The organism is Bacillus sp. 22475 (assembly GCF_052044835.1).
GTDB classification, from domain to species: domain Bacteria; phylum Bacillota; class Bacilli; order Bacillales; family Bacillaceae_G; genus Bacillus_A; species Bacillus_A cereus.
In genome coordinates, this window is sequence record NZ_JBQENW010000003.1 from 16,370 (window position 1) to 30,419 (window position 14,050).

Here is a 14,050-nt window from a genome sequence, read left to right on the forward strand (position 1 = left end):
TTTTGAAAAATATTTTAGTTAACGAGGAACCCTTTATTTATTAAATAAGGGTTTTTTGTAATTCTGTACAATTATATATAATTATATGGATTTTTAAATTAGAAAACATTACTATATAGTTGTAAATTTTTATTATTAATTCATATGAAAGGATGTGTTAACAATTTGTATATGATTAACGGTAGTGTGTTTATTATTTTAGGAGTTATTTGTTATTTAATTGTACGTGGAATATTAATTGGTACCAAAAATACAAAACATGTAATTTGGTGGAAAGAAATAATAAGTTTTTTATTTGTGATCTACATTTGTATGGTTGTTGCAGTAACTTTATTCCCTTTACCAATCGGTTTTCCTTTTAATATTGAAAATCTGAATCGCTCGGTCAATATAATACCATTTGCATCAATTATTAAAGACATCAATCAAATTGGTAGTGCTTATGATGGAGATACCCTATTTATGATTGGTCTAATTGTAAGAAATGTAGGCGGGAATATTTTATTATTAATGCCTTTAGGATTTTTAGCACCAATCCTATGGGATAAATATAAGAAATTCAAAAATACAATTTTATTAGGATTTTCTATATCAGCTAGTATTGAATTGCTACAATTAATTGAGTCTTTATTTAGTGGAGTGGGACGTATTACTGATATTGATGATGTGATCTGTAATGTTATAGGTTCTATTGTTGGATATTGTATTTATATTATCTTTTTAAAAGCTATTAATAAATTTAACATTCGAGTGTTGGGTAAAGCTAATTCTAAAGGTGTGGAATTAGTTGATAAATAGGAGTTTAAACGAGTTATTAAAGGCGTACGAGTAAAAAGTACGTCTTTTTATTTTTATAAATAATGCTTAAGGCTGATGAGAAATCACATTTTCCATCTTACACTTGAAAGTAGCTATGGTATTTCAAGTATGGTATTTCAAGTATGGTATTTCAAGTATGGAATGAAAAGAGGAGAATATAATCTTTAAAGATAAACAAGTTTATAGGAGGATTCTAAATGGATATTTTACTTGTTATTCTTATTATTGTTTTGATGCAAAGTAAAGAACGAAAAGTGAAAATAAACCGTATTTGGCTCATTCCGGCTTTGTTGTGTTTTGTAACAGTTCAATCCATTATTCATATGGGACAAATAACTTTGCTGCAAGGACTACTGTTTGTTGTAATGCTTGGAATTGGCTTATGTCTTGGGATTATACGGGGAAGAGCTTTAACATTTCGATTAGATAGTGAAACAGGTCATGTACTACGAAAAGGAAATTGGGTAAGTACAATAATCCTTCTTGTTATTTTAGGAGCAAAAATTATGATTAAACAAAGTATGTTTTCGGGTAGTACGCACCAGACATTAATGGTTGTAACAAATGCCTTTTTATGTATTACATTAGGCACTGTGATTAGTAGACGTTATTATATTTGGAAAAAATATAATGAATTAACACAAAAAGCGTAAATACATTTATCCCTTGTTTAACATTGCTAAGAACGGTAATACTAATTAACATTGAACTTTTACAACAAGGGATGATAATATGATATACATTTACACAGATTTTGGTGGAACACATACTACCTCACTAGCTGCAGCGTATCATTTAAATAAATTACCAACGGATCGCAAGTTAACGAAAGAAGAAATTTTGAATGTAGATTACTTTAATAAATTGAAAACAGAAGATATGGGAAAAATTATTTTTCATGGCATAGATGAACATGGTCATCCTGTATATACGATTGGATGCGGCGCATCAAAAGTGGTTGTACCAGCGATGAAGCATTTAGGAGAAATCTTGCAAAAACATTATCAAAGTCATGAAAAGATTATTTTTTCTAATACATCACCAACCGTACCTTTACCAATGACTTTCGGTGGGCTGTTTTCTAGAAGGTTCCATATCGATTTTATTGGCGTACCGTTACTCGTATGGGGAGCAAAAATTTGCTGTGATAATATACAAAGGCTTGTTAGTTATACAAAAGAAGCTGGCCGATTAACGAATGATTATGTTGTAATTTTAGATAATGAAACTTTTAAATAGTATATGATAAAAAGAAAATCGAGCAAATTCCTTGATTTTCTTTTTTATTTGTGAAATAGACAAGAAATAGTCACATTTAATATACATCTACTATAGCCAAAACAATAAAGTCCTGTTACTATTACAGGGATATTCTCTTTTCATAACATAAATATATAGAAAAATTAGAAAAGAGGAATTGAATTAAGGGAGGAACAACATGAAGCGTGTTGCTTGGATTACTGATAGTACAACTGCGAATTTTAAAACAGAAGGAGATAACTTTGTTATCCCAATCGAAGTTATTATTGATGGAATTTCGTACAAAGATTGTGAAGAAGGTGTACGTGAAAGGGTTTATAATGCGTTAAACGAAGGTAAAACAGTCACTACTTCACAACCTAATATTGGGGAAATGGTAGAGTTATTTACAAAATGCAAAGAAGAATATGAAGAAGGATTTGCAGTTGCTATTAGCGGAAAAGTAAGTGGAACCTATCAAAATATGAAGTTAGCTGCAGAAATGGCAGGTTTTCCATTAACGGTATTAGACAGTGAAACAACAAGTTATCCAATGGATGAACTAATTAGAAAAGCGAAATCGTTATACAATGATGGTATGACTTTACAAGATATACACAAAACATTAGTAGATGAAAAAAGAAGACCTTTTCATGTATTCCCAAAGAGTTTAAAAGGTCTATATGCAAGTGGCCGTGTAAAGGGCATGCAATTTTTACTTGGAAGTTTATTAAGTGTTAACTTAATATTAGAAGTAAAAGGTGGAGAGCTTTTACTTGAAAAGAAAGTTCGTAAAATCCAAAAATGTCGAGAATATATTAAAAATGAACTTGAAAAAGAATTACCAAAAGTACTTCATATGTTCCATGCTAATGATAAAGCTGGAGCGGAAGAATGGATTGCAGATATTAGACAAGCATTCCCTGAAATGGATTTCAAATTATATCCATTACCAATTTCATTTGCGGTTCATGCAGGTGAAGGAACAATAGCAATTAGTTATTAAAGAAAAACCCGTGAATAATTCACGGGTTTTTCTTTAATTAAAATTAAATTGGATCCCGGCATATCTCCAGCGAGCTTAGAAATCGATGGTTCCCCTTAACCTAGCAGTAATTGAAAGACTTGTACTATGGAATCTACAAAATATCCGTATTCTTTTCTTTGTACAAACTATAGGTATACTTTGCATTCTCGGATAAGATCTGATCCATGAAAGCTTTGAACATATACAAGACAATCCCCTTTGGATGCTATTTATTATTACTTCGGTCGTATCGGCTTATCTATCCATGAGCATTAGTACAAGGGAGGGTTTATTATTAGGTTTTATCTAAATTTGAAATAAAGTCGCGACGTTTTGCCCCTTTGAATCAGTTTATCTAAAAGGATGTTTTTATAGTGAAAAGAAGATCTGCACTGTAAGGCGAATTAAGGAACTGCTGGGTAGCAATAAAGTTTCTCCACTAAAGGGCCCATTTAATGAAATAAGGCTTATGAACAAAATGAATTTCTACCATTCGATTAAATCCCGAAAACTGAGGCTGTACGTAGGCACCATTTTATGGTTAATAAAATAATATCAGGTTGATAATGTTTCCACTTGAATAGATTTTGCTTTTCCACACTTAACATGTCTTTTTTTAGAGTACTAGTATCAGTATGTCCAAGTATGGGGAGGTACTGCAGATATTTTGAAGGTTTGCACCAGAACCTAAAATCTTTTCTTTTATCTTCATAAAATCAATTCTTGATAGGCATGTGATGGGACCCCAATAAGGTTGTTTAAAAGTCGGCTTGGAGATATTTTTAAATATGTTTAACATCCAAACTAAGCCAAGGTAATTAAAAATGAAAGTGTCCTATTAATATTAAAAAAACACCTAATCCCATTCTCTTGCTATATTTTTAGTTAACTCACTTGACTATAACGCAACGTCATAGTGCATAATTTTAACTATATTAAATAAGGAGTGAAAGAAATGAATATAAAATCATTACGGTCAGATAGAATATACCGAAAAATTTTACAAGCTCCAAAAGAGGAAAAGGTTGAGTTATACAGGAAAGAAATGTTGGCTCCGTTTATGGGGAAATGGGAAATTCAATATGTTCCTTTTAAAGCTGAGGAGCCAAATGGTTTTGATGTTATTACATTGAATAATATAATGAGCATTTCTCCTAATCAGATTACAAATGAGATTACACCAGAACTAGAATTGATTTCGTCAGATTCTTTTTGGTCTGAGTGTAAAGAAGCTGTTAGGAAAAGCCTTCATTTATTTAGAGAGTATGATGTGAACCTTCGTGTATCTGATTACGTATTCACGATTCTATTAGGGAATCCCAATAGTCCTTCATTAATGTTAAATGAAGGGTATAGTGGTGATGGAGGTATTCCTGGTTATATTTTGTGTACATTTTTGCCAAATGAATACACAATCCCTCGAATGAAAGCTGCTTTAGCACATGAATGTAATCATAATGTTCGATATCAATTTATTCAGTGGGACCATACTGTTACTTTAGGTGAATTAATTGTTAGTGAAGGTTTAGCAGAGAATTTTGCTACTTCTATTTTTGGGGAAGATCTACTCGGACCTTGGGTATCGAAAACAACTATGGAAATGCTTAATACACGTATCAAACCCGTGCTCAAGGATCAATTACAATTAACAGGATTTGATAAAATTGCACCGTATCTTTATGGTGATGAATTAGCAAAACTTCAAAACTATATACCAGTCGATATGCCTTATGCTGCTGGTTATGCCTGTGGATACTATTTAATTAAATACTATTTAGAAAAAACAGGTAAAAATATCTTTGAAGCCACAATAACTCCTGCCAATCAAATACTAGATGAAATAAAGGAATTTTGGGATGAAGAAACAATTTTTAACGGTTAAAGATATTGTGCAAATTACAGGCATAACAAAAAGAACCTTACAATACTATGATAAAATAAATTTATTAAAGCCAATTTACTTAACGGAAAATGGTTATCGACTCTATGATAAGAACAGTTTAGCAAGACTTCAAATGATACTATTTTTTAAAGAAATGGACTTTTCTCTAAAGGAAATTGCGGAAGTTTTGAAACTTACAAGAGAAGAACAGCTACAATTATTAAAAAAGCATAACCAAACTTTATTGTTAAAAAAACAACATTTAGAAACAGTTATTACTGCGGTGGATGAGTATGTATCAGGAAAGGATATCTACAATTTAAATATTTTTAATAATTCATCTATTTTGCCATTACAAGAACAATATGCTCATGAAGCGAAATTCATCTATGGAGAAACAGAAAAATACAAAGAATTTGAGGAGAAACTGAAAGAACTCTCTCCTAGTGAAAAAGCGGACTTATTTCACGAATTCGAACAAAAAATGGAAAGGGTGTTTAGAAAAATTGCTTCCTATATTAATCAATCACCTACTTCCGATGAAGTACAGCAATTAATTGTAGAGTGGAAAAGTTATCTCGAACAATCTATTGTATGTGATTCTGAAATGTTGACATGTATTGCAAATACGTATAAATTTGATAATCGATTTAAAAATTATATAAATCAATTTAGTAATGAAGACTTAGCTGAATTTTTATATGACGCTATTATACATTATATCAATCAAAAGAAGTATTAATGTCGTACTTTTATAATAGGGGTCACCTTACATAGCCATTAACTTAAGAACAGAATTAAAAAAGGCTTTCGTTTACCAAAATAAAAGCATTTAAAAAAGGAGTATTTTCTTATAAATGTGCATGATAAATAAGCCCTGGCTAGTTCTAAAAATTATACAGTTTTTTGCCCTCTTAATACAGTATACTCGTAAACAACACCTAAAATATTCTCATATGGGTGAGTTTTTCGTCCGTTTTAGCTAGAAATATGTCCATAAACTGTGTATATAAATCATGGAGGGTAGTTCAAAATCTAGAACCAGGATTTGTATCACAAATAAAGGATATTTTCGGGAAAAATTCACAAACTCCATTGTGAACTGTTTGTTATGTTAGAGTTTCTTTAAGTTCCTTTTATGAAAAACTGTATTTTACAAATACTACAAGTTCATTTAGGGCAAATAATAATGGAAAATCGCCGTTGTATAATCAATTTATTATGAGCATGCAAGGAGGCTTGTTAGGAGTGAAAATAAGCGAACTAGCACGATTGACCAATGTCAGCATACGATCCATCCGGCATTATGACAATAAAGGACTTCTAAACGCCGATAGGTTGGAGAACGATTACCGGGATTTCGACGAATCGGCCATAGAACGAGTCAAAGCGATTCAGTTATACTTGAAGCTTGGATTAACAGCAGATGAGATTAAAGTATTGTTCAAGAGCGAAGCGGCAAATCCTGACGAATATCAATATTGCGAAGAGATGCTGGAAACGTATGAAAAAAAGCTAAGTAATGTGAATTATCAAATCGAAGCACTTCATGGATTAAAGAGATTACTGGAGAGGCAAATCGCTTTAACGATTAGGAAAAAGAGAACTGTTTAATGTAGAAATGGTCCCGAGCATGATAAATTGCTCCGGGGCCATTTTTGTTTGTGTTGACATTGACACTAGTGTAATCCTTTATGATTTACTTAATTTCACCTGAAAGGGGTTTTTTCATTGAAAAGTAATAGCCAAAATGAGAAAAATGGTTCTGAAACTACAAACGCGGTTGGGAACCGAAAATCAGTAACAGTCATAGGGTTAGGGCCGATGGGTCAGGCGATGGCAGACGTTTTTCTGGAATACGGGTACTCGTTGACCGTGTGGAACCGGACTTCAAGTAAAGCAGACCAGCTTGTAGCAAAAGGAGCCATCAGGGTGTCCACGGTCAACGAGGCGTTAGCTGCTAACGAGTTGGTAATCCTTAGCCTTACAGATTACAATGTGATGTACTCTATTCTTGAACCCGTCTCTGAGAACTTATTCGGTAAGGTGCTCGTTAACTTGAGTTCGGATACTCCGGAGAAAGCTCGTAAGGCGGCTAAATGGTTGGAAGACCGTGGAGCCTGGCATATTACTGGAGGGGTGCAAGTTCCACCGTCAGGCATAGGTAAGTCGGAATCTTACACATACTATAGTGGTGATCGAGTGGCCTTCGAGGCTCACAGGGAGACCTTGAAAGTGTTAACAAGTACCGATTACCGGGGCGAGGACCCCGGATTAGCCATGCTATACTATCAGATACAGATGGATATATTCTGGACAGCAATGCTAAGTTACCTACATGCTCTTGCAATCGCTAACGCAAACGGCATTACGGCGGAGCAATTCCTACCATACGCTTCGGCGATGATGTCGTCACTCCCGAAATTCGTAGAGTTCTATACCCCGCGTCTCGACGAGGGGGAGCACCCTGGTGACGTGGACAGACTCGCAATGGGCTTGGCGAGCGTTGAGCACGTTGTTCATACTACCCAAGAAGCCGGCATCGACATCGCTTTGCCAGCAACTGTTTTGGAAGTCTTCAGGCGCGGCATGAAGACTGGTCATGCCAGTGATAGCTTCACCAGCCTCATTGAAACCTTCAAAAATTCCGATATTCGTTCATAACAAGAATTACGTGGAAACTGTTTCATTGTACATGTCTTATGAAAATAAATGTATCTTTGAAGCCGAGATGAAATCGGCAAAACGAATCTATACTCGTAGTAACTCCTTATATGTTCAAGGCGGTGTAGAAAACAAAACAATCGAGGTAAAATTTAAGCCACATTTTACTATTCAAATAGAGGTATTCCAGATATAGTAAATAAGAAAACACCTTACATACTATAAGGTGTTTTTACACCAAAGATGCCCATATGGGCGTCTTTGGTACCTCTTAACATGACTTGAATAGCGTTTATTTGAGGTCATTAGGTAGTAAGAGATGGATAGACTATCTTAAACGAAAAATGTTGATTAGTTCTTATTTATTATACATCATTATATATTGATTTAAACATTAAATATTGCATGTTTAAATCAATGCTCAGCAAATCCTAAGCAAATTTACAATTTTTAATGTCAACACTACAAACTTGACATGTTTATTAAGAAAGAGTGAGGATGAGAATTATAACACTTATCCGATATATTCAGGTGATATTAGAATTGGATTTATTTTTAAGGGGGATGTTTAATGAAACCGGAAATAATTATTAGAAATTTCTTTAAAGAAGTGCGTTCAGGGAGTAATCCGGATTTTTCAAATCGATATATGGCAGATAAAGTATTGGCACATCAAGTTATATCTGAAGAGGAACAAACAGTATACAGATCGCCAAAAGATTATGCTGAGCATGTAAGAGAGATGATAGGAATATATGGAAACTTTTCATTAGAAATTCAAGAATTATTAGTACAAGATAGTAAAGTATATGTACGCTGGAAGCAAGTAGGTACACACATAGGAGAAATAGATGGGTATGAACCTACAGGCCTCCCTATAATTCAAATAGCAAGTGCAGTGTATAGAATAGAAAACGGGAAAATTTCAGAGTATTGGATTCAAATTGATAGATCAGGAATTCAAAATCAATTAGAGTACAATAAGAATATTCAATAAATTATCTTTAAGAATAATAGAAAAAAGCATAAAAACAAGATTTTTAAAACGATTATTTTTGTTACATAAAGGATACAAATCAATGTACTTTTTTACTGAAAGATTCATTCAAATTAATAAAAGAGAGCATGTTTTAATAAATCTTTTAAAATATGCTCTCTTTTATTGTTTCTATGTGTACTGATATCAGTTTGGTGTAACATTATTATATAGTAACAAGAAATATAGGCATCTGTTTATGAACTAAAAAAATAGCAACAATGGTTCATAGGGTTTAAATTCGCTATACGCTAGCTAATAATGAAAATAATAGAATCAATTTGTAATGTGTATTTCGTTTTACACTGTAAATCATTCATATTGAGTGATAGAATTGCAGAAATATATAATAGAATATTCACACTAATGTTTATACAGCTACAATCTATTTACATATAAAATTATTAGGATTATATTGACAATGAAAGAAAAAACAATAGAAAGAATTGGGCTATGGCCAAAACCCATTTGCTAAAATGAATGGTTCTAATGTAAAAAGTATTGATTCCACTATAATTGGCGGAAGACCAATCGTTGGCTGGTATTATAAATGGGATGCTTCTGGACACCAACAAGGAACTTTTGAGTACCAAAAGACATCTATAAATGCACCATTTAATACAATGCGTACATCGATTTATATCCAATAATTTTGAAAGCGTTCGCACATATAGAATAGTAAAAAAGGTACTTCTAGGAGTACCTTTTTTTGATTTGAATCACGTTCATCTATATTTACAATCCTAATTTCACAGCAAGAATACTTCCCATAAAACAAAATCCTTAAACGTCTATAAAATTAATATGAACGCGTAGTACAAGTCCGCTACAGTTAAAGTACGTAACTTTACATATTTCAACTCAATGAAAAAGGAAGAAACTGCAGTACTTACGCCGCAGTTTTTAATTCATACATGAATTCACAGTTTTTAGATATATAGATATAAACGTACTACCTGCTACTCTTTTTTAAATTCAAGATTAAAAAAGGAGTAGCTAAACTTATATAAGCTTAGCTTAATGGGTATGTGGCGGAACTTTAAAATTAATTACATCTTTTTCATAGCATAAATAATTTTGTATAGGGAGATGAAAGGATTTTTTAAAATAATAAAGAAGTATGTATAAACAAATATATAAATGGTAGTGATTAGGATGAAAATCAGTAAGTTTGCAGAAGTAAATAATGTAAGTGTAGATACGATTAGACATTATATGGACCTCGGACTCGTTATTCCCGAGAAAAAAGGAAGTCACTATTTTTTTGACGAGTATTGTCAAAAGGATATAGAACTTATATTAGAGTACAAATGGCTAGGGTTTAGCTTGTATGAAATTAAAGAACTGTTTCTTTATAAAAATTTAGGGAAATCCTTAGGCTATGAAAAGGATAATTTTTATCAATCTTTATTTAAAGTAAAATATGAAAAGATTGAACAAGAAATAAAAACTTTAGAGGAACGAAAATGCAAATTAAAGGAAGCGTTACATAATTTATCTATAGAAACTGAAATTTCGAGTTCAATTTTAGGGATAGATTTAAAAGTACTTCATTTATTTAAATGTGTTAAGTGTAACGGAAATTTAATTCTTGAAGATGGCATTATTAATAAGAATCAAATTATTGAGGGAAAGTTAATTTGTAATTGTGGTGAAGAATACACGATTATTTCAGGGGTTTTAACAGCTGGTAACTCAGTGAAAGCGTATGAAAAGAAATCACTTGAAGATTCTATTTCGGATTATATTCATGAAACTGATACTGCTTTTTTGGAAAATGTTCAAAGAGGAGGAGAATGGGCGAAAAAGAAACTAATGCAATTAGATTTAAATGAAAAAATACTACTTGATTTAGGGTCTGGTATTGGGTTCTTTTTACGAAATATTTATGAAGAACTACCGGAAGAGTGTTTATATATTGCTGTTGATCGAGATTTGAATAAACTTTTACTTTTAAAAGATGTAATTGAGAGAAGAAATGTGAAAAGAAATATTGTATTTATCTGTGCCGATTTTCTAAACATACCTATTCAGAATTATTCTATTGATATTGTAATTGATCAATCAGGTACAAGTAATTATAGTTTTGAACATGAGGAGTTCTTATTGTGCGAATTAAATTCTCTTTTTAAACACAATAGTTATTTATTAAGTTCGTTTATTTTATTTAATAAATTTAGTATAAATAGCCAAATTGCACCTAGACTCAGAGAGAATTTTACATCTGTAAAAGTAACGAAAGAAATCCAAAGTTTACAGTTTCAATCGATTGATGAAAGTACTTCAAATTATTTGATACGAGGGGGAAAGTACGAGGATTTCTTTGTTCAAGGAGAAGAAATTTATACATATTCATTTTTCGGAAAAAGATGGGGTTAACCCCGTCATAAAAAGTCCGTTTTTATAACGGGACTATTTATGACGATTCCTATCTATACTTTTTACGATGAAAAGAAAAAGAGAATGTTAATCTAAATGTTTAGCACTCACTGGACAGTCTCTTGTCGGTGTATGTCTAGTAAGAGAAAAGATAGCCAAACCTAAAGATAATAAAACTAAAGATCCACCAACCCAGGCCATATTGGCGACATTATGTACTTGTTTTAAAGCTATACCTCCAACTGCAGAGCCGAGTGAAATTCCTATTTGTAGGGCTGAATTATTAAAACTTTGCTGTATATCTGACGTATCCGGGGCAGTTTGGATTAAATAACTTTGTTGAGGTGGTGCAAGCCCCCAACTCAATGCAGCCCAAACTATCATAACAGGAATAAATAGGATAATAGAAACTGCAGTAAACGGTAATATAAATAAGATTAGAGCAAATAGAGTAATAACTATCAAAATACTTTTTTGAGCGCCTATTTTATCTGATAATACACCGCCAAACGCACCGCCACTTACTGCAGCTATACCAAACACTAAATAAAATATGCTAATCCAATAAGGGCTTAGGTGAAACTTATTTTCTAAAAAAGGAGTAAAATAAGCATATAGAGTATAGTGTCCTGCTAACATAAACATGGTAGCTAGATGGGCAGATCCTAGTTTAAGACTACAAACGGCCTTTAATTGGATAGATAAAGGAGTTCGGTTTTCCTCTCCAGGTATTTTATCTAAAAATACTGAAATTAAGATAATAGACCCCAATGATAAAATAGCTATACATAAAAAAATAATTCTCCAGCCAAATGTGTTTGAAATTAATATGCCTAGTGGTACTCCTAGTACAAGTGAAGAGCTAATACCCATATAAATTAATCCTAATGCTTTTGCTCGATAAGCGGGATTAACAATTTTAGCTGCAATTGTTAGGGAAAGTACTACAACTAAAGCAGTACTCATAGCAGTTAAAATTCTTGCTATCATCATAAAAGTAAAGTTCGGACTAAAATAAGTAAGTAGATTACCAATTAGAAAAATGTAAAGTGAAATAATATATAATTTTTTTCTTTCCACTTTACTTGTGAAAATCAATAATACAGGACCTGCTATTGCATAAGTAAAGGCGAAAATTGTAATTAATTGACCAGCGGAACTTAATGAAACATTAAAATCTTTAGCGATGTCTGGCAATATTCCTCCAACGATAAGCTCTACAAGACCTACCGCTATCGTTGCTAAAGCTAATATAAATACTTTGAAATTCATTTTTTATATTCCCTTCTCTGCATTATTTACCGTAGAACAAAAAAACTCCTGACTACAAACGCTAAAAGACGCATTTTGTAGTCAGGAGTTGTTGGTTCCTGGTAGAGACCCCCAAGCCATATTCTTGGAGTTATACATGATTCTCATATGTAATTAATCAACGTAATAGAAGATACCATATTATTTTTTAGATTTCAATAAAAAATTTGCATTTGTACATGTGATCTTATTAATCATTTTATTTTTTATCGTTGTAGGAGGCACTAATATCTTCAGTTGATGTGCACGGGGTTAACCCCATCTTTTTTCATTTCTTTGTAGTAATTTTTAAACACAGTGTATTGATATTGGGTTAACCCGAGAATTTACACTTTATGTAATACAAAGAAAAGTGAGGGAAAAGTGATGGGAAGTTTACGATTACATATAGAAAATAAAAAAAGAAACCAAGAACTAAGAAATATTTGTTTATATTCAATTGCAAAAACAGTATCACTATTCGGTAGCTCAATTTATAGTTTTGCATTAGGATTGTATGTTTTACAAATAACCGGATCTGCGTTACATTTTGCGATTACGCTCATATTAGGAACGATTCCAATGATTGTTATGAATCCATTTGCTGGTGTCATTGCTGATAAGGTTGATAAAAAGAAACTCGTCGTTTGCATGGATGTACTAAGCGGGTGCTTATTAATAACTGTTTATATATTAAGCAACTATTATGGATTAAACTTATTCATTATTTATACTACTACCTTTCTTATGACAGTATTTACAACGTTTTTTGGAATAGGATTAGAGGCCGTAAAACCGAATATGGTTACTAAAGAACGGTTAATGAGTATTAATTCTATAAGTAAAATTATCGATTCTATATCTTTAATTTTAGGGCCTATGTTAGGGGGGATTGTTTTTGCAGTCTTTGATATTAAAATTTTTATAATTATAAATGGTATTTCATTTATCCTTTCGGCTATTTCCATATTGTTTATTAACTTTAAATTGTTTGAGCAAAACATAAATGAGGAATGTTCAATTAGAGAAATTAATTTTATTGAAGATATAAAGGAGGGATACTCTTACTTATTGGAGCGGAAAAGCTTAAAAAATACTTTTAGTATTTTAATTTCTCTTAATTTCTTTTTAGGCTTTGCTGTAACCGTTCCGTTGCCATACATTATTAACACAGTTCTCAATCTTAATTCTAAGCAATTTGGTATGATTCAAGGGACTTTTCCGATAGGTATGATAGTTGGTGCAATATTAGTAAAAAAGATAACTGATTGTTTTTCTTATTCTTATCTATTGAAAAAAATAAGTTTTATGTTGGCAATTTTTATGATAGTTTCAGGAATACCTGTTTTATTTAAACCTATTGTAGTAAATAATTTGGTATATGTTACTACGTATTGCATGATTATGTTCTTTTTAGGATTTATGATAGCACAAATTGATATTCCTTTAATGTATTTCATGCAAAATGAGATTCCTGAAGAATATAGAGGAAGAGTTCTTAGTATTGGATTAAGCTTAGGTAAAATAATGCAGCCAATAGCACTTGCAATATCAGGACTATTATTAAATTTCATTCCAGCCTACACGCTTCCTATTGCAGGGGGGATTGTATTTTTTATTTTGAATAAAATTTTAGCAAATAAGTTAAATTTAGAAATTCATTCAAAAGATTATAGTGTTTAACGTAACTTAAAAAGCGCAGGATTCTAATCCT

Annotated in this window: 12 protein-coding genes, 3 pseudogenes and 1 riboswitch; of the genes and pseudogenes, 13 read left to right on the plus strand and 2 right to left on the minus strand. The window is 31.9% G+C overall.

Annotation, left to right across the window (positions count from 1 at the left end; translation table 11 throughout):
• Nucleotides 1–165: 165 nt before the first annotated feature.
• From ACTJJY_RS06285 to ACTJJY_RS06300, 4 genes are all read left to right on the plus strand, one after another.
• Nucleotides 166–798: a VanZ family protein gene (locus ACTJJY_RS06285; protein WP_000281849.1), complete on the plus strand. Its 633-nt coding sequence runs from the start codon at nucleotides 166–168 to the stop codon at nucleotides 796–798.
• Between the two features lie 218 nt (nucleotides 799–1,016).
• A complete protein-coding gene (locus ACTJJY_RS06290) occupies nucleotides 1,017–1,472 on the plus strand; it encodes a DUF1453 family protein (RefSeq protein WP_000353706.1) in 456 nt (151 codons plus the stop codon).
• Between the two features lie 79 nt (nucleotides 1,473–1,551).
• Complete coding sequence (locus tag ACTJJY_RS06295; protein WP_000639421.1) at nucleotides 1,552–2,058, plus strand: DUF3189 family protein; 507 nt, start codon at nucleotides 1,552–1,554, stop codon at nucleotides 2,056–2,058.
• A 199-nt stretch (nucleotides 2,059–2,257) separates the two neighbouring features.
• A complete protein-coding gene (locus tag ACTJJY_RS06300; protein WP_000831921.1) occupies nucleotides 2,258–3,064 on the plus strand; it encodes a DegV family protein in 807 nt (268 codons plus the stop codon).
• A gap of 513 nt (nucleotides 3,065–3,577) precedes the next feature.
• Here ACTJJY_RS06300 and ACTJJY_RS06305 read toward each other — a convergent pair.
• A pseudogene (locus ACTJJY_RS06305) lies at nucleotides 3,578–3,684 on the minus strand (IS6 family transposase); the annotation flags it as partial.
• Nucleotides 3,685–4,040: 356 nt separating this feature from the next.
• Here ACTJJY_RS06305 and ACTJJY_RS06310 point away from each other — a divergent pair.
• The 8 genes and pseudogenes from ACTJJY_RS06310 (at nucleotide 4,041) to ACTJJY_RS06345 (ending at nucleotide 11,046) form a co-directional block, all read left to right on the plus strand.
• Complete coding sequence (locus ACTJJY_RS06310) at nucleotides 4,041–4,967, plus strand: DUF2268 domain-containing protein (RefSeq protein ID WP_440605218.1); 927 nt, start codon at nucleotides 4,041–4,043, stop codon at nucleotides 4,965–4,967.
• The gene (locus ACTJJY_RS06315) at nucleotides 4,942–5,709 is read left to right on the plus strand and encodes a MerR family transcriptional regulator (protein ID WP_000743883.1); all 768 of its coding nucleotides are present in this window, start codon (nucleotides 4,942–4,944) and stop codon (nucleotides 5,707–5,709) included. The genes ACTJJY_RS06310 and ACTJJY_RS06315 overlap by 26 nt, the downstream gene beginning before the upstream one ends.
• Before the next feature lie 506 nt (nucleotides 5,710–6,215).
• Nucleotides 6,216–6,581, plus strand: a complete 366-nt coding sequence (locus ACTJJY_RS06320) for a MerR family transcriptional regulator (protein WP_000703056.1) — start codon at nucleotides 6,216–6,218, stop codon at nucleotides 6,579–6,581.
• Between the two features lie 117 nt (nucleotides 6,582–6,698).
• Nucleotides 6,699–7,631, plus strand: a complete 933-nt coding sequence (locus ACTJJY_RS06325; protein ID WP_000841637.1) for an NAD(P)-dependent oxidoreductase — start codon at nucleotides 6,699–6,701, stop codon at nucleotides 7,629–7,631.
• A gap of 7 nt (nucleotides 7,632–7,638) precedes the next feature.
• Nucleotides 7,639–7,827 (plus strand): annotated as a pseudogene (locus ACTJJY_RS06330) (hypothetical protein); the annotation flags it as partial.
• A 375-nt stretch (nucleotides 7,828–8,202) separates the two neighbouring features.
• Nucleotides 8,203–8,628: an ester cyclase gene (locus ACTJJY_RS06335; RefSeq protein ID WP_000801679.1), complete on the plus strand. Its 426-nt coding sequence runs from the start codon at nucleotides 8,203–8,205 to the stop codon at nucleotides 8,626–8,628.
• Between the two features lie 479 nt (nucleotides 8,629–9,107).
• Nucleotides 9,108–9,317 (plus strand): annotated as a pseudogene (locus tag ACTJJY_RS06340) (DUF4879 domain-containing protein); the annotation flags it as partial.
• 505 nt (nucleotides 9,318–9,822) lie between these two features.
• Nucleotides 9,823–11,046, plus strand: coding sequence for a MerR family transcriptional regulator (locus tag ACTJJY_RS06345; RefSeq protein WP_061654631.1), 1,224 nt, complete (start codon nucleotides 9,823–9,825; stop codon nucleotides 11,044–11,046).
• Between the two features lie 87 nt (nucleotides 11,047–11,133).
• Here the strand turns inward: ACTJJY_RS06345 and ACTJJY_RS06350 are convergent, their stop codons facing one another.
• Nucleotides 11,134–12,318, minus strand: a complete 1,185-nt coding sequence (locus ACTJJY_RS06350) for an MFS transporter (protein WP_001009821.1) — start codon at nucleotides 12,316–12,318, stop codon at nucleotides 11,134–11,136.
• A gap of 58 nt (nucleotides 12,319–12,376) precedes the next feature.
• Nucleotides 12,377–12,476: riboswitch (purine riboswitch) on the minus strand.
• A gap of 247 nt (nucleotides 12,477–12,723) precedes the next feature.
• Here ACTJJY_RS06350 and ACTJJY_RS06355 point away from each other — a divergent pair.
• Nucleotides 12,724–14,019 carry an MFS transporter gene (locus ACTJJY_RS06355; protein WP_087947662.1) on the plus strand — a complete coding sequence of 432 codons (1,296 nt, stop codon included), beginning with the start codon at nucleotides 12,724–12,726 and terminating at the stop codon, nucleotides 14,017–14,019.
• Nucleotides 14,020–14,050: the final 31 nt, after the last annotated feature.

Excerpts from the sequence above, each read along its gene's own strand:
- ACTJJY_RS06310 (WP_440605218.1), top strand. The coding sequence starts at position 4,041 with ATGAATATAAAATCATTACGGTCAGATAGAATATACCGAAAAATTTTA.
- ACTJJY_RS06345 (WP_061654631.1), top strand. The coding sequence starts at position 9,823 with ATGAAAATCAGTAAGTTTGCAGAAGTAAATAATGTAAGTGTAGATACG.
- ACTJJY_RS06315 (WP_000743883.1), top strand. The coding sequence starts at position 4,942 with ATGAAGAAACAATTTTTAACGGTTAAAGATATTGTGCAAATTACAGGC.
- ACTJJY_RS06290 (WP_000353706.1), top strand. The coding sequence starts at position 1,017 with ATGGATATTTTACTTGTTATTCTTATTATTGTTTTGATGCAAAGTAAA.
- ACTJJY_RS06300 (WP_000831921.1), top strand. The coding sequence starts at position 2,258 with ATGAAGCGTGTTGCTTGGATTACTGATAGTACAACTGCGAATTTTAAA.
- ACTJJY_RS06355 (WP_087947662.1), top strand. The coding sequence starts at position 12,724 with ATGGGAAGTTTACGATTACATATAGAAAATAAAAAAAGAAACCAAGAA.
- ACTJJY_RS06350 (WP_001009821.1), bottom strand. The coding sequence starts at position 12,318 with ATGAATTTCAAAGTATTTATATTAGCTTTAGCAACGATAGCGGTAGGT.
- ACTJJY_RS06335 (WP_000801679.1), top strand. The coding sequence starts at position 8,203 with ATGAAACCGGAAATAATTATTAGAAATTTCTTTAAAGAAGTGCGTTCA.
- ACTJJY_RS06295 (WP_000639421.1), top strand. The coding sequence starts at position 1,552 with ATGATATACATTTACACAGATTTTGGTGGAACACATACTACCTCACTA.